The sequence below is a fragment of the Pseudomonas idahonensis genome (assembly GCF_037903935.1).
GTDB lineage: Bacteria > Pseudomonadota > Gammaproteobacteria > Pseudomonadales > Pseudomonadaceae > Aquipseudomonas > Aquipseudomonas danubii.
Genome location: NZ_CP149586.1, coordinates 2,846,646 through 2,866,600, shown reverse-complemented (window position 1 = coordinate 2,866,600; position 19,955 = coordinate 2,846,646). Strand labels below are relative to the sequence as shown.

Sequence of the window (19,955 nt, the reverse complement as noted above, 5' to 3'; positions counted from 1 at the left end):
GGCACCGCACCAGAGCCCCTTACCGCCCAGCCACCGGGGTTCAGGCCCCCAGGCTTTGCAGCTCCAGACTGGCCGATGCCGACAGCGGCTTGGATGGCTGAATCAAGGCGATACCGAAGTACTTGCTGATGTAGCGCCCGCCGGTGCCGGTCAGGGTCAGGGCTCGGCTGTCCACATCCTGCCTCAGCCATTTGCGCTGCAACAGCACCCGCAGCAGCGCCGCCCCCAAGGCGCCCGCCAGGTGCGGGCTGCGCATGCTCCAGTCCAGGCACGGACAAGCCAGGCTTCGGCGCAGCCTGCTCAGCTCGACCACGTCGATGCCCAGGCCGCGGAAGAACTCGACACCACTGTCACTGACCCGGTAGTCCTCGCCCTCCTCTCCCATCAGCAACCAGCCGGCTTCCAGCATCCGGTCGTGCAACTGCACCCCCAGGGTGCCCGCCAGGTGGTCGTAGCAAGTGCGGGCAAATTGCAGGCGGTCCGGGGTACGCGGGGTGAAGGTACTGCCCTGGCCGATCACCATCAGGGCCTCCAGGGCCTGGGCCACCAGCGGATCGCCGAGGCCGTAGTAACGGTGCCGCCCCTGGACCTGCACCCGCAGCAGGCCGGCGTCCCTGAGCTTGGCCAGGTGGGCGCTGGCGGTGGAAGTGCTGACCTCGGCAATCGCCGCCAGCTCGGTGCTGGTACGGGCGTGGCCATCCATCAGCGCACAAAGCATCCGGGTACGGGCCGGCTCGGCGATGGCCGCCGCCACGTTGGATACCCCCAGGTCGTTCTGCACTACATTCATATTTCGCTCCATGACGAATCGTGTCTTCGAAAAGATGAGGATAGTAGCAACCTGGATATCTGCCCAACAAAGAGACAAATCATGGACCCGATCAGCGCTGCCACCCACTTTGCCCCCTACGATTTCTATTACGCCCGCCTGCGTGCCCGGGGAGGCCTGACCTACGATTCAGCGCTGGGCCTATGGGTCGCCAGCAGCGCCGCCGCGGTGGCGGCGGTGCTGAACCACCCCGCCTGCCGTGTCCGACCGCCCCAGGAGCCGGTGCCCCGGGCCATCGCCGGGCGGCCTGCCGGGGACGTGTTTGCGCGCTTGATGCGGATGAACGATGGCCTGCGCCACGGCTGTCCCCGTGCAGCCATGGCGGCGCCGCTGCAGCAGCTGGGCGCCATCGACCTGCAGCCCTGGCTGGCACAGTGGCGCCCTGCCCTGAGCGCCCCCCAAGGCGCCAACGATCTGCAACGCTGGCAGTGGCGCCTGCCGGTGGCACTGCTGGCAGGACTGCTGGGAATAGCCGCCGAGCGGCGCGAAGACCTGGCCCGACGCACCGGCGAATTCGTTGCCTGCCTCTCCCCCTTGAGCAACGCAGAACAGTTGCAGGCCGCCGACTCAGCGGCGCAGTACTTGATCCAACAGATGCAGGCATTGCTCGATGCGCCGCAACACAGCCCGTTCCTGAGGGCGATCCTCGAGCGCAGCCAGGGCCTTGCCCCAGAGGATCTGCAGGCCAACCTGCTGGGCCTGCTGGCACAAACCCACGACGCCTGCGCCGGGCTGATCGGCAACAGCCTGATCGCCCTGCTGGCGGAGCCGTCACTGTGCCAGCGCCTGTCCCAGGACCCGGACCGGCTCAGTGCCTGGCTGCTCCAACGCCAGCGCCTGGACCCGCCGGTGCAGAACACCCGGCGGTTCGTCGCCACGGCTTGCACCCTGCTGGGCGTGGACCTGCAAGCCGGCGAGACGGTGCTGGTGCTGTTGGCGGCGGCCAACCACGACCCGGCCCTGGCCGCGGTCACCGGCTGCGATCCGGCATACCAGGGGTTCAGTTTTGGCAGCGGCACGCACCGCTGTCCCGGCCAGGGCCTGGCGCTGAATATCGTCCAAAGTTTGCTGCAGCAGCTGCTGCGCTCGCCGGGGCTGAGCACCCTGACGCTAGACTGGAATTACCTGCCTTCGGTCAACGGCCGCCTGCCGCTGTTCACCGATGCCGCCGGATAACCGGCAAGCGCCTTGGCAGTCTCCGCGCGCTTGAGGTAAAAGGTGCCCCACTGCCAAAACCGATCCTGGAAAAGGAACAACAATGCTGTTTGTGGTGATGCTGGGGGGAAAACACCCCAGAGCGAAAATTGAAGTCCACGATGTCCAGTTCGTGGTCGCCGAGCGTCTCGAAGCCGCCTACCCGCAACTGCGCGAAGGCTGGTTCGGCAGCCAGGCGGGCTTGCACATCGACGCCTGGATGCAGGTCGACGGGGTCGAGGACTGCAAGGTCGAACTCAGCCCCCTGGCACCGCAGCCGGGTGCACCACGCCTGTACTTCCTGAACCTGGGCGGTTACGAAGCGGCGGCCTTTGGCGAGGCCCACAGCTACCTGCTGGTGGTGGCCCGGGACAAGGCCGAAGCCAAGGCCAAAGGCAAACGGCAGATGCTGGCCCACTGGCACAAATCCCACACCGATGCCTTGCTGGACGTGGACGACTGCCTGCCGATCGACCTGCTGGAGGGCCGTTATGTGCACCTGGTGCCCGGCCCGCACCGGGGCATCGTGCAGCGCAACGACTACATCCTCCTCAACTGAGTTCAAGACGGCCAGTGACCGCCCCCGGCACCCGATAGTCCAGTTCGAGATCGCTGATATCCAGCACCTGGCTCAATAGAAACGCCCGCAACCGGGCGATGTGCTCCTGGCGTGGACTGTCGCGCAGCCACACCAGGTAATAGCCGTCCCCTGAGGCCACCGCGCTGGGGAACGGCAGGCTGATCCGCCCCAGACGAATGTCCTGCGCCACCAGATGCAGGTCGCCGATCGACAGGCCGTGCCCGGCCATGGCAGCGCAGATCGCCTGGTCCAGGGTGTCGAAGACATTGCCCCGCTCCAGCCGCACCTGCTCCAGCAACGCCCGGTCCTGCGGTGCTTGTGCCTGCAGCCAGCGGCGCCAGTCGCGACGGTCCGCCGAAGGATGGATCAGCTCGGCGTCCTTGAGCCGCTCCAGGGACCAGGGCGGTCCGTCCGCGGGCTCGGGTGGGCCGATGGGAATCAGCCACTCATCGAACAGCTTGCAGGCCTCGATCCCGGCGCCAAAGTGTCCGTTGCCCAGGAGAATCGCGCAGTCGTAGGGCTCGGCGTAAAAATCCACATGGTCGAAGTCCATCCAGACACTGGCCAGTTGCACCGCCAGCGCCGGCTGTTGCCCCTTGAGAGCCTCCAGAACCCGCAGCAGCCAGCGCATGGTCAGGGTCGAAGGCGCCTTGAGGCGCAACTGGCCGGTGTTGGCCCGCAGCGGCAGGCAGGCATCCTCGATGATCCGAAAGCCCACCTTGAGCTCCCGGGCCAGGCGCTGTCCGGCTTCGGTAAGCACCAGCCTGGGGCCGTGGCGCTCGAACAGGCGACAGCCGAACTGACTTTCCAGGGTACGGATATGCCGGCTGATGGCGCTTTGGGTCAGGGACAGTTCCTCGGCGGCCCGGGTAAAGGAGCTGGAACGGGCGGCCACTTCAAAGGCCCGCAACGCGTAGAGCGGCGGCAGGGATTCGACCATCGACAGGCACCAACAATGATTAAAACTCATAGTAGGTCATAGCTTTTTGCGTTTTTCAATGCAGCTCAAAGCCGCCAAGCTGCGGCCTTGCACATGACTTGAAAGGCGTTATTCGTGGACCTGAACCTGTCGCTATTGTTGGCCTATGCACTCAGCGTACTGATGCTGGTGGCCACCCCGGGGCCCGTGGTGGCCCTGATCGTCAACACCAGCATCAATGCCGGGCCGCGCCAGGCCGTGTTGACCGCCCTGGGCAGCAACGCCGCCTCACTGCTGCTGGCGCTGCTGGCGGTGCTGATGCTGACCACCGGCCTGGCGCTGGACCCGCGCCTGATCGGCTGGGTCAGTCTGCTGGGCTGTTGCTTCATCGGCTGGCTGGGCGTGCAAGGACTGCGGGAGGTGTTTGGCCCAGCACCCGTGGCGGCAGCGCCACGCGCTGACCAGGGCCGCCAGGGCCGCCAGGGCCTGGCCAGCGGTTTCCTGGTGGGGATCGGCAACCCCAAGGACATCGTGTTCTTTGCCTCCTTCTTCCCCCAGTTCATCCAGGTCACCCGCTCCTTGCAACACAGTGCGCTGCTGCTGACGCTGGTCTGGGTGCTGGTGGATTTTGCCGTGCTGGGGGCTTACATCCTGGTGGCGCGTCAGGGTTTCTCGCTGAAGTACAAACGCCTGGTGACCGGCATTTCCAGCCTGGCGCTGTTACTGGTGGCTCTGCTGGGCCTGGGCTACGCCGTGCTGGAACTGAGCAATGCCGGCGCCCAGCGGTGACGCGTGACTGTGCCCCGGGCATTCGTAGCCCGTGGCGACATTGTGGAAAAACCGCTCGCCAGCCGATAAAAATCTCCTGTGGGAAGCACGCCATGAATTAACATAGCCAAGTGCTATCCACCCCTCAGGACCACCCTCTTCCATGCTGTCCAGAATCCGATGATTGCTGTCTGGCCCCTGCTGTGTCTGTCCCTGTTGCTGGCCCTGCTGGCGTTGTGGCTGTTGCGCCGCGAACGCCGCGCCCAGGCCCAGTTGCGCGTCTATCGCAAACTCGCCGAAGGCGTGCCCGACGATGCCGAGCGCTTCAAGCGCAGCCAGTACTTCGCACGCATCGGCACCTGGGACTGGGAAGTGGACACCCAGCGGCTGTACTGGTCGGAAGCCATCTACGGCATGTTCGGCTTCAAGGTCGGCGAAGTGGTGCCCTCCTACGAACTCTTCTGCTCCTGCGTGCATCCGGACGATCGCGAACGGGTCCGCGCCGGTGAGTTGCGCTGCCTGGAAACCGGCGAGAACCACGATGAGGAATACCGCGTGGTGTGGCCCGACGGCAGCATCCACTGGCTGCGGGAAACCGGCAACGTGGTGAAGAACGTGCACGACACCACCATCAAGATGATGGGGGTGGTACGGGACATTACCGATGAGAAAGTCTCCACCAGCCAGTTGCAGCAATTGGCGCATTTCGATCCGCTGACCGGCCTGCCCAATCGCCTGATGCTGGAACAGCGCCTGTCCCGGGCCCTGGAGCAGGCGCGTCACAATCAGACCCGGGTGGCCCTGGTGTTCGTCGACCTCAACGGTTTCAAGGCGATCAACGACCAGTACGGCCACGCTGCCGGCGACCGGGTCCTGAGCGCCACGGCCCGGCGCCTGCAAGGCATCCTGCGCACCAGCGACACCGTGGCGCGGATCGGCGGCGACGAATTCGTGGTGATTCTGGAGGGGCTGTCCCCGGGGCTCGACCTGGAGGAAGAAGCCCGGCGCATCGGCGAAAAGATCTTCAATGAACTGTCGCCTCCGGTGGAGGTGGACAGCCATCGCCACAGCATCGGCAGCAGCCTGGGCGTGGCGGTGTTTCCCGACCATGCCGGGCGCATGGACCAGTTGCTGCACGTCGCCGACCTGGCGATGTACGAGGCCAAACGCAGCGGCAACAACCAGTACCGCCTGGGGCAGTAATACCGCCAGCCTTGCCTAGGCGTCGCGGCCCGCGCCCAGCAAGCGCTCCTGCAGCAAGCCCAGGGCCGCTTGAAACAGCGGATGCCATTGGGCCGACGGCGGGCTGGCCAGGGGATGCCAGAAAAACTCGAACTGATGGCCGCCATCATCCGCAGTGAAATGGGTCCAGCTCTCGGGCAGTGGCACCCGCACCCGGCACTCATGGAAGGCCCACACCTGGCCAGAAAACCCCGAGTGCCAAAGCCCGAGAAAGCGGCTTTCCTCGGCCTGGACGCCAGCCTCTTCCGCCAGCTCGCGGACCGCCGCAGCTCCCGTCGACTCTCCCGCCTCCACCGTGCCCTTGACCAGTTGCAGACCGGCCAGCGGGTGGCGAAAGGCCAAGACCTCAAGTTCAGTGGTGTGGCGCAGCACTACCGGGCAAGCCTTGTTGGCGGGCATCGACCTCGCTTGTGCAGTTCGCGCCTGCACCTCAATCGTCACGGGTCAGCACTTCCAGCAACTCGATCTCGAAGATCAGGTTCGAGTTGGGCGGGATCGCCCCCATGCTGCGCTCGCCGTAGCCCAGGTGCGCCGGCACCAGCAGTTTGCGCTTGCCGCCCACTTGCATGCCCATCAGGCCCTGGTCCCAGCCCTTGATCACCCGCCCGGTGCCGATCACGCACTGGAACGGCTTGCCGCGATCGTAGGAGGAATCGAAGCTGCTGCCGTCCTCCAGAAAGCCCCGGTACTGGGTGGTGATCAAAGCGCCCTTGACCACCGCCTTGCCGTCGCCCAGCTGGATATCGATCACCTGCAATTGGTCACTCATGCTTCACTCCCGTTCAAACATTGCCCCGACACGGGACCGCGGCGCGCTTTTTCGCAGAATTGCCGCTGCTTGGCAATCACTGCGCTGCAGCCGCCCCGTGCTGGACCTGGACCGCTGTGTCGGTGCCCAGAAACATCTCGCCGAACGCCGCCTCGACCTCCTCAACGCTGGCCAGCCCGGCATCCCAGCTGACTTCAAGGTTGGGCAAGGCACGGCACCAGTCCAGGGTGCTGGAAAAGTGCAGGGTCAAATGCCCCGGCGCCAATTGCAGGCGCTCGATACCACCGTAGCCGGCCACGTCCTGCCCGCCCAGTTCTACATAGTAGGTGTCCATGCCCAGTTGCCGATCCTGCTCGTCAACGCATTCGGCACGCTGTAGCAGCAGGTAATGCCCTGGCTGTTGCCCATCGTCGGCAAAGCCCAGTATCCGGACCTCGTCCTCAGTGCAGGCACTGTAGGTGGTTGCATGAAACTTCAGGCTCATCAGCATCTGCTCCTTTTAACGCTCACTGGCGCAACAACCCGGACTCATAGTCCAGCCAACCCTGTTCAAAGCATGCCTGCAGGTAGTCCAGCACGCTGTCCAGCAGCACCGAGGCCGGCACATTGATTGCGTAGAAGGCCTTGCTCATGCCCTCCCAACGGCAGCCCAGGGCATTGATCCGTTCCAGCACCTCGGACGTCCGGGCCCGGCCGGTTTCAAAAAACACCAGGCGCAGCGTGCTGTTGCCACTGCTGCGTTCGATCTGCTTGAACCACTTCAAGCCATCGTCCTGCACCTGGACTGCGACGTCGTCCTCGTAACAGACATCCGGGGAATAGAAGGGAATATTGGCGACTCGGTACAGACCGTCAGGCTGCTGTTGCGCCCAGACCCCTTCGCTGGCGACCGGTGGATAGTCGTCGACCACCGTCAACCTGAGCATGATCTTGTCCATCACCTGTCCCTGGTTCATTGAATAAAAAACGCCCGCCCGGCCTTGAGGCCGACGCGCGCCGAGCGCTTTTTCGCAGAATTGCCGGCCCGTGGCAATCCTTGAATGGCAGTGTGGCAAAGGTCTGTCACTGCCCGGGACGTTTCCGTTAACATGGCCGCCCTCACGCCCCACCCCGATAAGGACATCCCATGGCCACCGCCGATATCGTCGCCCTGGTGCTGCTCGCCGCTCTGGCGCTGTACCTGGTCAGTCTCTACAACCGTCTGACGACCCGGCGCAATCGCCTGCGCAATGCCTTCGCCCAGATCGAAGTGCAACTCAAGCGCCGCTACGACCTGATTCCCAACCTGCTGGAGACCGTCAAAGGCTACCTGCAGCACGAGCGCCAGACCCTGACCGCCCTGGCCGAGGCCCGCAACAGTGCCCGGGACAGCCTGCAAGCCGCCGCCGCGCAACCCGGCGACAGCGCGCGCATCGCCCGCCTGGGCCAGGACCAGGGTGCCCTGGACCAGGTCCTCGACCGCCTGCACCTGAGCCTGGAGGCTTACCCGGAACTCAAGGCCTCGCAGAACATGGCGCAGCTCAGCGAAGAGCTCACCAGCACCGAGAACAAGGTCGCCTACGCGCGCCAGGCCTTCAACGACGCCGTGACCGACTACAACCTGTGCAAACAGCAGGTGCCGGCGCTGTTTTTCGCCGGGCTGTTCGGCCATCGCGCCGATGCCGCCCTGCTGCAATTCGCCGACAGCGCGCAGATCCAAGACGCCAGCAAAGTGTCCTTTCAATAACCCCGCCGCCTGCCCCCGGAAGCTTGCATGAAGTTCTTTCAACACCAGGCCCGTGCCCGGCGCCACACCCTCAAACTGCTGCTGTTGATGACCCTGGCGGTGACCACCCTGGTCAGCCTCAGCAGCCTGGGGCTGGGCCTGTTGTGGCGCGAGCTGAATCAGCAGTACGGCCAGCCCAAGGTACTGAACTGGACCGTGGTCGCGGTCATAGCAGTGCTCATGCTCGTGGTGGTGGTGCTGGGCAGTTGGTACAAGACCTGGCGCCTGCGGGCCGGCGGCAAGGTGATCGCCGAGCACCTGGGTGGACGCCTGATCAACGACTCGCCACGGGGCAGCGAAGAACAGCGCCTGCTGAACATCGTCGAGGAAATGGCCCTGGCCTCGGGCGCCACCCTGCCGGCCGTGTATGTACTGCCGGAAGACGCGATCAATGCCTTCGCCGCCGGACTGACCCCGCAGCAGGCGGTACTCGGAATCACTCGCGGTGCCCTCATCCATCTGGACCGCGACGAATTGCAGGGCATGGTCGCCCATGAGTTCAGCCACATTTACAACGGCGACATGCGCCTCAATACCCGCCTACTGGCAGTGATCCACGGCCTGCTGGTGTTCAGCCTGGCGGGCATCGCGGTGCTGCGCCAGGCTGAAAAGCAGCACCTGGGCAGCGACCGCCACCGCTTCTTCTGGCAGATCATCTTCGCCGTGCTGGGCCTGGCCCTGCTGGTCTTCGGCTCCCTGGGCAGCTTGCTGGGCAATATGATCAAGGCCGCCATCTGCCGCCAGCGCGAGTTTCTCGCCGATGCCTCGGCGGTGCAGTTCACCCGCAACCCCCAGGGCATTGCCGGCGCCCTGAAAAAGATCGGCGGCAGCAGCGCCGGTTCACGCCTGCGCGCCTTCGCCGCTGCGCAGTACAGCCACCTGTATTTCCACCAGGGGGTGAAACTGCGCCTGGAACGCCTGTTCGCCACCCACCCGCCGCTGGCCGCGCGCATCCAGCGCCTGGACCCGCAGTGGGATGGGCGCTTCAAGCCGCTGTAAATGCGCTACCAAAGGGCAATGTCGTAAGTGATGTAGAGGCGGTTGCTGTCGCGTCCCCGGGAGTAGTCGGAGCGATACACATAATTGCGCAGCTTCACCCCCAACCCCTTGAGCGAGCCTTGCTGGAGTACATACGCCAGTTCGGCGTCTCGCTCCCACTCATCGACCCGGGTCCGGGACTTGCCGTCGTTGCCGCTCAGGTAGCGCGAGCTGAAGGTCAGGCCGGGGACACCCAGGCTGGCGAAGTTGTAGCCATAGCTGAGCATCCAGGTCTTCTCGCCCTCTTCGATGAACTTGCCGATACCGGCGTTACTGAAGGAGTAGACCGTGGCGCCGCTGATATACGGCAAACCCGCATCGCCACTGAGGTGCTGATAACCACCGCCAAGGGAATGCCCGGCGATGGCGTAGGTCAATTGGCCGCTGAGCATGCGGTTGGCGATCTTGCCGTCAAAGGCCGCGCCTGAATCGGCGCTGCGGAAGTAGCGCAGATCGCTGGTCAAGGTCCCCTGCCCCAGCGCCAGGTCATGTTGCAGGCCGACAAAGTCCTGCCGATAGAAGTTCTCAAGCTCGCCATGGAAATAGCTCAGGCGCAGGTTCTTGCTCCACTTGTACTCGGCCCCGCCGTAACGGAAGTCCCCGGACTGGCCGCCGCTGTAACCGTCGGGCACCAGCCCCACGCTGTCGGTGGAGTCCCGCAGCTTGAAGCGCTGCAGATAACCGCCGGTCAAGCTCAGGCCGTCGATATCCGTGCTGGTGAGCTGGGTGCCCTGATAGGTCTGCGGCAACAGACGGGCATCGTTGTAGACCAGCACCGGGGTCTTGGGCAGCAAAGTGCCGTACTTGAGGATGGTCTTGGCCAGCCGCACCTTGGCCGTGGCGCCGGCACTGGCAAATTCGCCCGCGGCGCGACCGTCGTCGTGCACCGGCAGCAGCCCGGTGCCACTGCGCCCTTTGCCGGAATCGAGCCGGACACCCAGCAGCCCCAGGGCATCGACCCCGAACCCCAGGGTGCCGGGGGTGAATCCGGACTGATAGTCAAGCAGGAAGCCTTGAGCCCATTCCGTGCGCTCGCTCTTGGCAGTGCGCGCAGCCTTGGCGCTGAGGCCGTGTTCGTCGCGGAAGTTTTCGTTGAAATAAACGTTGCGCAATTGCAGCTTGAGGCTGCTGTCATCGTTGAAATCAGCGGCCTGAAGCCCGGCCACGGGTGGCAGGCTCAAGCAGGAAAATACCGTTGCGCGAATCAGCAAATGGCTCATGTCGTACTTCTCGTTGTTGTTATTCAAGGCGCAGTTCGCCAAGCGCCCCGCCAGCAGGCGCGCCAGGCCACAAAGGAGGGTTTCGAAGCAATCAGACGAACAGGGTCAGGGCACCGGTCAGCAAGGCCAGGGCGGTAATGACCAGGGAGGTCAGCACGGCCCACTTCACCGTGGCTTTCTGGAAGTCGCCAATGTCACGGTCCACCATGCCCACCAGCAGCAGGGTCGAGGCCACCAGCGGACTCATCAGGTGCACCGGCTGGCCGAGAATCGAGGCGCGGGCGATTTCCAGGGGAGAAATGCCATAAGCCGCCGCCGCGTTGGCCAGGATCGGCACCACGCCGAAGTAGTAGGCGTCGTTGGACAGGACGAAGGTCAACGGCATGCTGGTGAGCGCCACCACCAGCGGGAACAGGTGACCCCAGGAGGGCGGAATCCAGTCCACCAGGGTCTGTGCCAGGGCATCGACCATCTTGGTGCCGGAGAAGATCCCGGCGAAGATCCCCGCGGCGAAGACCAGCAGCACCACGGTCATGGCGTTGCCTGAATGGGCAAGAATGCGCTCCTTCTGAATATCCAACTGCGGGTAGTTGATCATCAGCGCCAGGACAAAACCGATCAGGAACAGCACCGCCGAGTGCATCAGGCCCAACACCAGCGCGGTCATCACCGCCACCACCAGCAGCAGGTTGACGTAGGCCAGCCTGGGCCGCTTATGCGGCGTGTCTTCCAGAATCGCCTGGATGTAGCAGTCACCGCCACCGCTTTGCAGCTGGGTATTGCCGATACGCTTGCGCTCGGCCCGACCCAGCAGGTAGGCGGTAAACACCACCCAGGCGGCGCCGCCGATCATGGTCGGCAACAGCGGCACGAAGTACTCGCCGGCATCCAGGCCCAAGGCGGCGATGGCTCGGGTTGCCGGCCCGCCCCACGGGGTCATGCCGCTCATGATGCTCAGGGACAACATGGCGATGGTGGCGAGGATCATCGGGTTCATGCCGATGCGCTTGTACAACGGCAGCATGGCCGCGCAGGTAATCATGTAGGTGGTGGTGCCGTCGCCGTCCAGGGCGACCACCAGCGACAGCAACGCGGTGCCGATGGCGATCTTGATCGGGTCGCCATTGACCCGCTTGAGAATCTTGCGGATCAGCGGATCGAACAGCCCCGAATCGATCATCAAGCCGAAGAACAGAATGGCGAACAACAACAGCGCCGCCGACGGCGCGACCATTTTCAGGCCGTCGAGCATCATCTTGCCGGTGCTGCCGGCAAACCCGCCGAGCAGCGCAAAAACGATAGGCACCAGCGTCAAGGCGACGATGGGCGACAGGCGCTTGGTCATGATCAGGACGGTAAAGACCACCACCATGGCGAGGCCGAGTAAAGCGAGCATAAGTCGATTCTCTTGTTTTTATGATGAGCATGACCGGCGCGCGGGCGCACGGCCACCCGAGCACCGGACGCCCCGTTCAAGGGCGCCCGGCGCAGGTGTTGAGTCGGTACTTGGGGTAAAGCGGTCCTGCCTGGCGGGTCTAGCCGAGCTTGCTCGCCAGAGCGGCCGCGGGGCTGTCATCGGCGGCAGCGGCCTGAGCCGCAAGCGGCTGGCCATCGAGCGTGCGCAACAGTAACTGGCGGTCGCAGGCCTGCTCCGAGAGGGCGATCACCACCGTCGCCACGGCGTTGCTCGCCAGGCTGGTCAAGGCCCGGGCCTCGGACATGAAGCGATCGATGCCGATCAACAACGCCAGGCCGGCCAGGGGAATGTCATGAATCACCGTCAGGGTCGAGGCCAGCGCCACGAAACCGCTGCCGGTCACCCCGGCGGCGCCCTTGGACGACAGCAGCATGATCGCCAGCATGGTGACGATCTGGCCGGCGCTCAGCTCGATGTTGCACGCCTGGGCAATGAAGATCGCCGCCAGGGACAGGTAGATCGCCGTACCGTCGAGATTGAACGAATAGCCGGTAGGCAGCACCAGCCCCACCACGCTTTTCTTGCAGCCCAGGGCCTGGAGTTTTTCCAGCATGCGCGGCATCACCGGCTCCGTGGACGAGGTGCCGAGCACCACCAGGAACTCTTCACGCAGGTAGCGCAACAGCTTCCACAGGCTGAAGCCGTTTGCCCGACAAATGCCGCCCAGGACCACGCAGACAAAGAAACCGCAGGCGACGTAGAGGGTCATGATCAGCTTGGCCAAGGCGCCCAGGGAGGTGATGCCGTACTGGCCCACGGTAAAGGCCAGGGCGCCAAAGGCGCCGACCGGCGCGAAACGCATCAGGTAGGAAAAAATCTTGAACACCATCTGCGAGGCCGACTCCAGCACCTCCAGCACCGGCTTGCCGCGCTCGCCCAGGGACGACAGGGCAAACCCGCACAGCACCGCGATAAACAGCACCGGCAGCACCTCGCCCTTGTTGAAGGCGCCAATGAAGGTCTCGGGGATGATGTGCATGAAGAACTCCACCACCCCCAGCTTGGCTGCCGAATCGGTGTACTGGGACAGGCCCTGGGTGTTCAACCGGGTGGGGTCGATGTTCATCCCCGCGCCGGGCTGGAACAGGTAGACCGCCGCCAGGCCGATGCACAGGCTGATCAGGGTCAGGCCCAGGAACAGCAGCATGGTCTTGCTCAGCAGGCGGCCCAGGGAACGCTTGTCGCTCATGCCGGCGATGCCGGTGACGATGGTGCAGAACACCACCGGGGCGATCATCATCTTGATCAGCTTGATGAAGGCATCTCCCAGAGGCTTCAGGGCAATGGCTTGCTGGGCCCAGAAGTGCCCCACCAGAACCCCGAGGAACACCGCACAGAGGATCTGGAAGTAGAGCGATTTAACAACTTTCATGGCATCACCCATTTTTAGAATTGTTCTGATGCAACCGGGATCGACAGCGCGTCAACTACCCGGCAAGGCGTTGTGAAACAGGCGCGTAGACATACCCGGAAAATAACCGGCGAGCGGTGCGGACCACCGAGGCGCGGATGGTCTCGGGGCGGGTGCCGCTGTAGGACAATACGACATCTATTGCCCCGCTGGGGTGTTCGATACGGACCTTTTGCAGGCGCGGCTCGCTGATCCCGCCCAGCATCTCGGCCACCACGCTGCCGGCGGTGACACAGGCGGTAGCCAGGCCGATGGAGCCGGTAATGGCCAGGGCTCGATGGCAGTTGTGGGGCATGAAATAGCGCACCGAGAGAGTGCCCCCCGCCCGGGCCCGGGACACCAGGACCGGCTTGGGAATCACTTTGTCGCTGACATCCCCCAGGCCCATGGCCAGGCCGGCCTTCACCCGCAGGCTTTCCAGACGCTGGAGAAAGTCCGCGTCGGCGTCCAGCTCGGCCGGGCTTTCATCGCCGCGCTTGCCCAGGCAGGCCGCCTGCACCAGCACCATGGGCATGGCCATGTCGATGCAGGTCACGGCAATGCCGTCGATCAAATCCTGGGGCTGGCCCGTGGGGAACAACTGGCCGGTCTTGCTCCCGGCGGCATCGAGAAAGGTCAGGGCCACCGGCGCCGCGCTGCCCGGCACGCCGTCAATGGTGGTATCGCCTTCGTAGCTGACCTTGCCATCGGGAGTCTGGACCTGGGCATTGACCAGGGTGCCGGTGTTGAGGTTGCGAATCCGCACCTGGGTCTGTGCCCCCGTGGCCTTGACCAGCCCCTGCTCGATGGCGAAGGGCCCGACGGCGCAGAGCATGTTGCCGCAGTTGGGCGCGGTATCGACCCGCCGCTGGGACACCATGACCTGGACGAACAGGTAGTCGACATCCGCGTCCGGGTGCAGCGACGGACTGACGATCGCCACCTTGCTGGTTTGCGGGCTGCCACCGCCGATGCCGTCGATTTCCAGCTCGTGGCCGGAGCCCATCAGGTTGAGCAACAGCTCATCACGCTCGGACACGGCCACCGGCAGATCCCAGGCCAGAAAAAACGGCCCTTTGGAGGTGCCGCCGCGCATCAACACACAAGGAATTCGTTGCATGAACACTGACTCTTGTTGATCAATCGAGGTAATTGATGTTCTGGACACAAGAGTGTCAGGGATTAAAAAGTGTTTCCAATGCAAATATCAGAGACATTATTGCGTTTCACGCATGAATTAAATATCGTGTCCGGCAGCGTTCCACCCGACTCCCGCTTTGAGAAACCCGCATGGAATATGAGCTTCAGGACATCAGATCTTTCGTGAAAATCGCCGAACTGGGGAGTTTTCACGAAGCGGCCGACGCCTTGCACCTGTCCCAGCCGGCCCTGAGCCGACGCATGAAAAAGCTCGAAGAGGGGCTGGGCACCGCCCTCCTCGACCGCACCACGCGCAAGGTCAGCCTGACCAGCGTCGGTCGCGATTTTCTACCCAAGGCCCGACGCCTGCTGGACGACTTCGACGACTCGATCCTCAACATCCGTGAGCTGGCAGAACGGCAGATCGGTCAGGTGACCCTGGCCTGCATCCCCACGGCGGCCTTCTACTTCCTGCCGTCGGTGATCCGCCTGTACAACCAGCGCTACCCGAAAATCCGCATCCGTCTGCTCGATCTCAGTGCCAACGAAGGCCTTGAAGCGGTGCTGCGCGGCGAAGCGGACTTCGGCATCAACATGATGAGCGGCCAGCACCCGGACATCGAGTTCGTGCCACTGGTCAACGAGCCCTTTGTCCTGGCCTGCCGGCGCGACCACGAACTGGCCAAGCGCAGCTCGGTGACCTGGTCGGAACTGAGCGACTACCGCTTGATCGGCGTCGGTCGCCTGAGCGGCAACCGCATGCTGCTGGACCATGCCCTGTCCGGCTTGAGCTGGCGTCCCCAGTGGTTCTACGAGGTGCAGCACCTGTCCACGTCACTGGGCATGGTGGAGGCCGGGCTCGGGGTGTCGGCGATGCCAAGCCTGGCCATGCCGGCCGCCGATCACCCGACCCTGGTCAGCGTTCCGTTGACCGACCCCGTGGTCAATCGCACCCTGGGCCTGGTGTATCGACGCGGCGCATCGCTGTCGCCGGCGGCGGAAAAATTCGTGGCGATCCTGCTGGAGCAGTGGCCGCACTGACCGGTGCGTCCCTCCAACTCCCCCCTCTCCAGCCTCCCTCCTACTCCGACGTGCCTTGCAGGGCGCACCGCCAGTCTCAGAACATCCACGCCGTTTTTATCCGGGCGCAGACTGGCAACAGCCATCCGCTGATTGTCACCGGCGAGCCTTTATCATCCACTGCGCCCCGTTCTCCCTGGAGTCCCCCCGATGCCCCATGAAGGCAACCTGCTACAAGCCGCCGTCGTGTTCCTCTGCGCCGCCGTGCTGATCGTGCCCCTGGCCAAGCGCCTGCAACTGGGGGCCGTGCTCGGCTACCTGCTGGCCGGGGTGCTGATCGGCCCCTCGGTGCTGGGGCTGGTGGGCAATCCGCAAAGCGTCAGTCACATCTCCGAGCTGGGGGTGGTGCTGTTGCTGTTCATCATCGGCCTGGAGCTGTCGCCCAAGCGCTTGTGGGTGATGCGCAAGGCGGTGTTCGGCGCTGGCCTGGCCCAGGTGTTGTTGACCGGCACAGTGATCGGCGTGGTGGCGCTGTTTCTGTTCGGCCAGTCGCTGAACAGCGCCATCGTGCTGGGCCTGGGCCTGGCCCTGTCATCCACCGCCCTGGGCCTGCAAAGCCTGGCCGAACGCAAGGAGCTGAACAGCCCCCACGGGCGCATGGCCTTCGCCATCCTGCTGTTCCAGGACATCGCCGCCATTCCGCTGATCGCCATGGTCCCAGTGCTGGCCGGCAACGATCACCACACCAGCAGCGCCGAGGATCTGCGTCACGGCCTGCAAGTGCTGGGCAGCATCGCCGTGGTGGTGGTGGGCGGGCGTTACCTGCTGCGCCCGGTGTTTCGCATCGTGGCTCGCACCCGCTTGCCGGAAGTGTCCACCGCCACCGCCCTGCTGGTGGTGATCGGCACGGCCTGGCTGATGGATCTGGTGGGCGTGTCCATGGCCTTGGGCGCCTTCCTCGCCGGCCTGCTGCTGGCGGACTCGGAATACCGCCATGAGCTGGAAGCGCAGATCGAACCCTTCAAGGGCCTGCTGCTGGGGCTGTTCTTCATCAGCGTCGGCATGGGCGCCAATATCAGCCTGCTGCTCAGCGCGCCCATCGCGGTGCTGGGCCTGACCCTGCTGCTGATCGGCCTCAAGCTGCCGCTGCTGTTTGTGGTCGGGCGGCTGGCCGGCGAGCTCAATCGCGAGAGCGCGGTGCGCCTGGGCGTGGTGCTGGCGGCCGGCGGTGAATTCGCCTTCGTGGTGTTCAAGATCGGTCGCGACCAGGGCCTGTTCGAGGCCCGCCTGCATGACCTGCTGGTGCTCACCATTACCCTGTCCATGGCCCTGACCCCGTTGCTGTTGCTGGCCTGCTCGCGCTGGCTCAAACCCAAGGCCAAGCCCCTGGAAATGCCCGCCGAATACCGCCAGATCGATGCCGACAGCCCGCGGGTGGTGATCGCCGGCATGGGCCGCATGGGGCAGATCGTGGCGCGTATCCTGCGGGCGCAGAAAATCCCCTTCGTCGCCCTGGACACCTCGGTGGACACCATCGAACTGATCCGCAGTTTTGGCGGCATGCCGGTGTTCTACGGCGACCCCATGCGCCCGGAAATCCTCAGCGCGGCCAAGGTCGGTACAGCGGAGTACTTCGTCATCGCCACCGACGATCCGGAAACCAACATCAAGACCGCCGAACAAGTGCGCAAGCTCTACCCGCACCTGAAGATCATCGCCCGGGCGCGCAACCGCCAGCACGTGCACCGGCTGATGGACCTGGAGGCCCAGGCCGTGCGGGAAACCTACTACTCCAGCCTGGAAATGAGCCGCCGCACCCTGGTGGGCCTGGGGCTCAGCCAGGCCCAGGCCGACTCGCGAATCCAGCGCTTCACCCAGCACGACGAACAACTGCTGGCGGCCCAGCACGCGGTCTACGACGACGCTGCCAAAGTGCTGCAGAGCGCCCAGGAAGCCCGAGCCGAACTGGCCCGACTGTTCGCCGCCGACGAGCAGGACGAGCAGATCGAGAGCCCGCTGCCGCCGATGCGCTGAGCCACCAGCCCTGCGCCACCTCGCTTTCGCCGGCTTGCCGGCGAAGGCGGCCTTGAGGGCGCCGGGGAATAATCTGAGGGCCGTGGTGTGCCCTTCGCTGGCAAGCCAGCTCCTACAGGCACGGCACGACACACCGTAGGAGCCGGCTTGCCGGCGAAGGCGGCCTTGAGGGGCCGGAGAATGATCTGAGAGCCGTGGTGTGCCCTTCGCTGGCAAGCCAGCTCCTACAGGCCCGGCACGCTTGAGCGACTACCGTCAGGTTCTGTCAGGAGCGGTTGTGTAAAGTGGATGCCGCCTCGCCACTGAACGGATACACCCCATGAGCTCAAGCCAGCAGAACGCTCCCGCCCTCAAGGAGATCTTCAACCAGGAACGCCTGGAACACATCGCCGAGCAGATGCACGCGGTGTATCCAGACTTCCAGCGCCAAGCCTTCTTGCAGCTGGCCAGCCAGGATCTGCCCCAACTGTCGCTGATGCAGCGCCTGGCCCGGGTCAGCGACAGCCTGCATCAGGTACTGGACCTGGACTACGCCACCAGCCTCGAGCTGTTGCGCCAACTGGCACCGCGCCTGAACAGCCGCTTTGTGTGCATCTTCCTGCCCCATTACGTGGCCAGTTTCGGCCTGGACGATTTCGAGCGCTCCATGCAAGCCCTGAAGTACTTCACCGGGTTTGGTTCATCCGAGTTCGCCGTGCGCCACTTTCTGCGCCAGGACTGCCAGCGCACGCTGGCCGTGCTGCAGGAGTGGGCCACCGACAGCGATGAACACGTGCGTCGCCTGGCCAGCGAGGGCAGCCGTCCGCGCCTGCCCTGGTCGTTTCGCCTGGAACAGCTGCAGGCCGACCCGCAGTTGGCGGCGCCGATCCTCGAACGCCTGCGCAACGACCCCAGCCTGTACGTGCGCAAATCCGTGGCCAATCACCTCAACGACATCACCAAGGAGCACCCGCAATGGGTCCTGGAACGCCTTGAAGGCTGGCCCCTGGAGCAACCCCACAGTGCCTGGATCGCCCGTCATGCCTTGCGCAGCCTGATCAAGCAGGGCGACCGCCGGGCCCTGGCGATCATCGGGGCCGGGGCCCGGCCCGAGGTCGAGGTCAGCCGCTTCCAGGTGGCTCCCGGGCAATTGCGCCTGGGGGACAGCCTCAACCTGTCCCTGACCCTGGTCTCCACCAGCCCCCGCCACCAGCGCCTGGTGGTGGATTACGCCATCGACTACGTCAAGGCTTCAGGCGCCACGGCGAGCAAGGTGTTCAAGCTCAAGACCTTCACCCTGCAAGGCCTGGCCCGGGTGGACCTGGGCCGCAGCCAGCAGATCCGCGAACTGACCACCCGCCGTCACTATCCCGGACGCCATGGCGTGCAGTTGCTGGTCAACGGCGAACCCCTGGCCACCAGCCATTTCGACTTGCTCATCCCCTGACATTCAAGGAAGACCGCGTGGCAATCATCAGCAAATGGGCGAAATCCATCGCTCGGGTCCTGGAAAGCAGTTTCAGCGTCAGCAGCACCATCGCCAGCCACTCCGGGGTCCTTGGCGACGCCCGGGAGAGTTTCATCCGTGACGTCCTCAAGCGTTTTCTACCGAGCAACATCAGCATCGGTGCCGGGCAGATCATCGACGCCCAAGGCGGCATCTCCAAGCAGATCGACCTGATCATCTACCGCAACGATTTCCCCACGCTGCGCACCTTCGGCTCGGCCGACGTGTACCTGATCGAAGGGGTGATCGCCACCGTGGAGGTCAAGTCCCAGCTCAACGAAAAGAGCCTGTTCGAGGCCCTGGAGAACGGCAAGTCGGTGCGCAACCTCAAGCCCTCGGTGCTGCGCCATTCCCTCGACGAGTACAGCGCGCGCATCTATGACCGCGACTATCAGAACCTCACGGTCTCGCAGATGAATTCGGTCATGGGCCTGGTGCTGCCGCCAGCGTATGTGTACGGCTATCGAGGCTATCCCGGCGCCAGCCTGGAGCAACTGCGCAACAGCCTGAACAGCTGGCACAACCTCCCCGACCGTGCCGGTGAACTGGACGTGACCCTGATGCCCGAGGTCATCGCCACCCAGGGCTGTGTGACCCTGAAGAACCTCAACAACCACCTGGCCCTGCCCCGGCCCGGCGCCGCCGACCTCGAAGCCTGTCGCCAGAGCTACAACACGGCCATGTCCAGCAGCATGAGCAAGCAGGAATTCTTCGCCTGCTTTCGCGAAAGCAACGCTGAGAGCTTCGACTACGGCATCGCCATCAAGGCCTACGAAACGCCGCTGCAGTACCTGATTTCCAGCTTGCTGGAGGCGGTGACCTCACGCATCGGCTACCAGCAACTGGGGGGGACGGCGATCCAGTACAACCTGTTGAAATACCACCTGAGTGAAGAGATGGAGGGCGGCTGGTCCGGCGCCGCGATCAACCTGACCCGGGTGCGTGATCCCAAGCTGGATCTGGCGGGCAAGTTCGGCCTGTGGAAGGCCAGGACCTGAAGCCATCGACAGCCCCCACAGACCGTCCCCCCGCAGGAGCCGGCTTGCCGGCGAAAGCGATCCTGAGGACGCCGTGGAGAATCGGC

General features: G+C 64.5%; 20 protein-coding genes. 10 read left to right on the top strand and 10 right to left on the bottom strand.

Features of this window, described 5'->3' with window-relative positions:
- Positions 1–40 precede the first annotated feature (40 nt).
- Complete coding sequence (locus WIN67_RS13130) at positions 41–790, bottom strand: metalloregulator ArsR/SmtB family transcription factor (protein ID WP_339071417.1); 750 nt, start codon at positions 788–790, stop codon at positions 41–43.
- Positions 791–871: 81 nt separating this feature from the next.
- Here WIN67_RS13130 and WIN67_RS13125 point away from each other — a divergent pair, with 81 nt between their 5' ends.
- Positions 872–2,005 (top strand): cytochrome P450, encoded by a 1,134-nt coding sequence (locus tag WIN67_RS13125; RefSeq protein ID WP_339071416.1) that lies wholly within the window; start codon positions 872–874, stop codon positions 2,003–2,005.
- An 82-nt stretch (positions 2,006–2,087) separates the two neighbouring features.
- Positions 2,088–2,582 (top strand): DUF1543 domain-containing protein, encoded by a 495-nt coding sequence (locus WIN67_RS13120; protein ID WP_123393268.1) that lies wholly within the window; start codon positions 2,088–2,090, stop codon positions 2,580–2,582.
- Here WIN67_RS13120 and WIN67_RS13115 read toward each other — a convergent pair.
- Entirely contained in the window at positions 2,575–3,543 is a 969-nt protein-coding gene (locus WIN67_RS13115; protein ID WP_272754804.1) for a LysR substrate-binding domain-containing protein, read from the bottom strand. The two genes, WIN67_RS13120 and WIN67_RS13115, sit on opposite strands and share 8 nt — an antisense overlap.
- Before the next feature lie 120 nt (positions 3,544–3,663).
- Here WIN67_RS13115 and WIN67_RS13110 point away from each other — a divergent pair, with 120 nt between their 5' ends.
- The gene (locus WIN67_RS13110) at positions 3,664–4,311 is read left to right on the top strand and encodes a LysE family translocator (RefSeq protein WP_339071707.1); all 648 of its coding nucleotides are present in this window, start codon (positions 3,664–3,666) and stop codon (positions 4,309–4,311) included.
- Positions 4,312–4,470: 159 nt separating this feature from the next.
- On the top strand, positions 4,471–5,493 hold the full coding sequence (locus tag WIN67_RS13105; RefSeq protein WP_110595772.1) for a sensor domain-containing diguanylate cyclase: 1,023 nt from the start codon (positions 4,471–4,473) through the stop codon (positions 5,491–5,493).
- Positions 5,494–5,508: 15 nt separating this feature from the next.
- Here WIN67_RS13105 and WIN67_RS13100 read toward each other — a convergent pair whose 3' ends face one another.
- From WIN67_RS13100 to WIN67_RS13085, 4 genes are all read right to left on the bottom strand, one after another.
- Positions 5,509–5,931, bottom strand: a complete 423-nt coding sequence (locus WIN67_RS13100; protein ID WP_339071415.1) for an NUDIX hydrolase — start codon at positions 5,929–5,931, stop codon at positions 5,509–5,511.
- Positions 5,932–5,962: 31 nt separating this feature from the next.
- Complete coding sequence (locus tag WIN67_RS13095; protein WP_060843293.1) at positions 5,963–6,301, bottom strand: FKBP-type peptidyl-prolyl cis-trans isomerase; 339 nt, start codon at positions 6,299–6,301, stop codon at positions 5,963–5,965.
- 76 nt (positions 6,302–6,377) lie between these two features.
- Positions 6,378–6,785 carry an Imm10 family immunity protein gene (locus tag WIN67_RS13090; protein ID WP_102880088.1) on the bottom strand — a complete coding sequence of 136 codons (408 nt, stop codon included), beginning with the start codon at positions 6,783–6,785 and terminating at the stop codon, positions 6,378–6,380.
- A gap of 22 nt (positions 6,786–6,807) precedes the next feature.
- Positions 6,808–7,257 carry a DUF4265 domain-containing protein gene (locus tag WIN67_RS13085; RefSeq protein ID WP_306400253.1) on the bottom strand — a complete coding sequence of 150 codons (450 nt, stop codon included), beginning with the start codon at positions 7,255–7,257 and terminating at the stop codon, positions 6,808–6,810.
- A gap of 170 nt (positions 7,258–7,427) precedes the next feature.
- Between WIN67_RS13085 and WIN67_RS13080 the strand changes: the two genes are divergently transcribed.
- Positions 7,428–8,027, top strand: coding sequence for a LemA family protein (locus WIN67_RS13080; protein WP_102879815.1), 600 nt, complete (start codon positions 7,428–7,430; stop codon positions 8,025–8,027).
- 27 nt (positions 8,028–8,054) lie between these two features.
- Positions 8,055–9,065 carry a M48 family metallopeptidase gene (locus tag WIN67_RS13075; protein WP_102879816.1) on the top strand — a complete coding sequence of 337 codons (1,011 nt, stop codon included), beginning with the start codon at positions 8,055–8,057 and terminating at the stop codon, positions 9,063–9,065.
- 5 nt (positions 9,066–9,070) lie between these two features.
- On the opposite strand, the gene WIN67_RS13070 is transcribed toward WIN67_RS13075, so the two are convergent.
- The 4 genes from WIN67_RS13070 to WIN67_RS13055 form a co-directional block, all read right to left on the bottom strand.
- Positions 9,071–10,324, bottom strand: a complete 1,254-nt coding sequence (locus WIN67_RS13070; RefSeq protein WP_102880089.1) for an OprD family porin — start codon at positions 10,322–10,324, stop codon at positions 9,071–9,073.
- Between the two features lie 91 nt (positions 10,325–10,415).
- Positions 10,416–11,720 (bottom strand): CitMHS family transporter, encoded by a 1,305-nt coding sequence (locus WIN67_RS13065; RefSeq protein ID WP_110595774.1) that lies wholly within the window; start codon positions 11,718–11,720, stop codon positions 10,416–10,418.
- A 139-nt stretch (positions 11,721–11,859) separates the two neighbouring features.
- Entirely contained in the window at positions 11,860–13,185 is a 1,326-nt protein-coding gene (gene dctA / locus WIN67_RS13060; RefSeq protein WP_123393260.1) for a C4-dicarboxylate transporter DctA, read from the bottom strand.
- A 43-nt stretch (positions 13,186–13,228) separates the two neighbouring features.
- A complete protein-coding gene (locus tag WIN67_RS13055) occupies positions 13,229–14,311 on the bottom strand; it encodes a 4-oxalomesaconate tautomerase (RefSeq protein WP_339071414.1) in 1,083 nt (360 codons plus the stop codon).
- Between the two features lie 170 nt (positions 14,312–14,481).
- On the opposite strand from WIN67_RS13055, the gene WIN67_RS13050 reads away from it, so the two are divergent.
- From WIN67_RS13050 to WIN67_RS13035, 4 genes are all read left to right on the top strand, one after another.
- Entirely contained in the window at positions 14,482–15,372 is an 891-nt protein-coding gene (locus WIN67_RS13050) for a LysR family transcriptional regulator (RefSeq protein WP_102879820.1), read from the top strand.
- 189 nt (positions 15,373–15,561) lie between these two features.
- Entirely contained in the window at positions 15,562–17,385 is a 1,824-nt protein-coding gene (locus WIN67_RS13045; RefSeq protein ID WP_102864377.1) for a monovalent cation:proton antiporter-2 (CPA2) family protein, read from the top strand.
- A 319-nt stretch (positions 17,386–17,704) separates the two neighbouring features.
- A complete protein-coding gene (locus WIN67_RS13040; protein WP_102879822.1) occupies positions 17,705–18,811 on the top strand; it encodes a DNA alkylation repair protein in 1,107 nt (368 codons plus the stop codon).
- A gap of 17 nt (positions 18,812–18,828) precedes the next feature.
- A complete protein-coding gene (locus WIN67_RS13035; RefSeq protein WP_265074673.1) occupies positions 18,829–19,869 on the top strand; it encodes a DUF6602 domain-containing protein in 1,041 nt (346 codons plus the stop codon).
- The last annotated feature ends 86 nt before the right edge of the window (positions 19,870–19,955 follow it).

Coding starts and splice junctions, on each gene's coding strand:
- WIN67_RS13130 (WP_339071417.1), bottom strand. CDS start 790: ATGAATGTAGTGCAGAACGACCTGGGGGTATCCAACGTGGCGGCGGCC.
- WIN67_RS13095 (WP_060843293.1), bottom strand. CDS start 6,301: ATGAGTGACCAATTGCAGGTGATCGATATCCAGCTGGGCGACGGCAAG.
- WIN67_RS13040 (WP_102879822.1), top strand. CDS start 17,705: ATGAGCTCAAGCCAGCAGAACGCTCCCGCCCTCAAGGAGATCTTCAAC.
- WIN67_RS13090 (WP_102880088.1), bottom strand. CDS start 6,785: ATGAGCCTGAAGTTTCATGCAACCACCTACAGTGCCTGCACTGAGGAC.
- dctA (WP_123393260.1), bottom strand. CDS start 13,185: ATGGGTGATGCCATGAAAGTTGTTAAATCGCTCTACTTCCAGATCCTC.
- WIN67_RS13045 (WP_102864377.1), top strand. CDS start 15,562: ATGCCCCATGAAGGCAACCTGCTACAAGCCGCCGTCGTGTTCCTCTGC.
- WIN67_RS13100 (WP_339071415.1), bottom strand. CDS start 5,931: ATGCCCGCCAACAAGGCTTGCCCGGTAGTGCTGCGCCACACCACTGAA.
- WIN67_RS13075 (WP_102879816.1), top strand. CDS start 8,055: ATGAAGTTCTTTCAACACCAGGCCCGTGCCCGGCGCCACACCCTCAAA.
- WIN67_RS13055 (WP_339071414.1), bottom strand. CDS start 14,311: ATGCAACGAATTCCTTGTGTGTTGATGCGCGGCGGCACCTCCAAAGGG.
- WIN67_RS13050 (WP_102879820.1), top strand. CDS start 14,482: ATGGAATATGAGCTTCAGGACATCAGATCTTTCGTGAAAATCGCCGAA.
- WIN67_RS13070 (WP_102880089.1), bottom strand. CDS start 10,324: ATGAGCCATTTGCTGATTCGCGCAACGGTATTTTCCTGCTTGAGCCTG.
- WIN67_RS13115 (WP_272754804.1), bottom strand. CDS start 3,543: ATGGTCGAATCCCTGCCGCCGCTCTACGCGTTGCGGGCCTTTGAAGTG.
- WIN67_RS13125 (WP_339071416.1), top strand. CDS start 872: ATGGACCCGATCAGCGCTGCCACCCACTTTGCCCCCTACGATTTCTAT.
- WIN67_RS13065 (WP_110595774.1), bottom strand. CDS start 11,720: ATGCTCGCTTTACTCGGCCTCGCCATGGTGGTGGTCTTTACCGTCCTG.
- WIN67_RS13080 (WP_102879815.1), top strand. CDS start 7,428: ATGGCCACCGCCGATATCGTCGCCCTGGTGCTGCTCGCCGCTCTGGCG.
- WIN67_RS13105 (WP_110595772.1), top strand. CDS start 4,471: ATGATTGCTGTCTGGCCCCTGCTGTGTCTGTCCCTGTTGCTGGCCCTG.
- WIN67_RS13085 (WP_306400253.1), bottom strand. CDS start 7,257: ATGAACCAGGGACAGGTGATGGACAAGATCATGCTCAGGTTGACGGTG.
- WIN67_RS13120 (WP_123393268.1), top strand. CDS start 2,088: ATGCTGTTTGTGGTGATGCTGGGGGGAAAACACCCCAGAGCGAAAATT.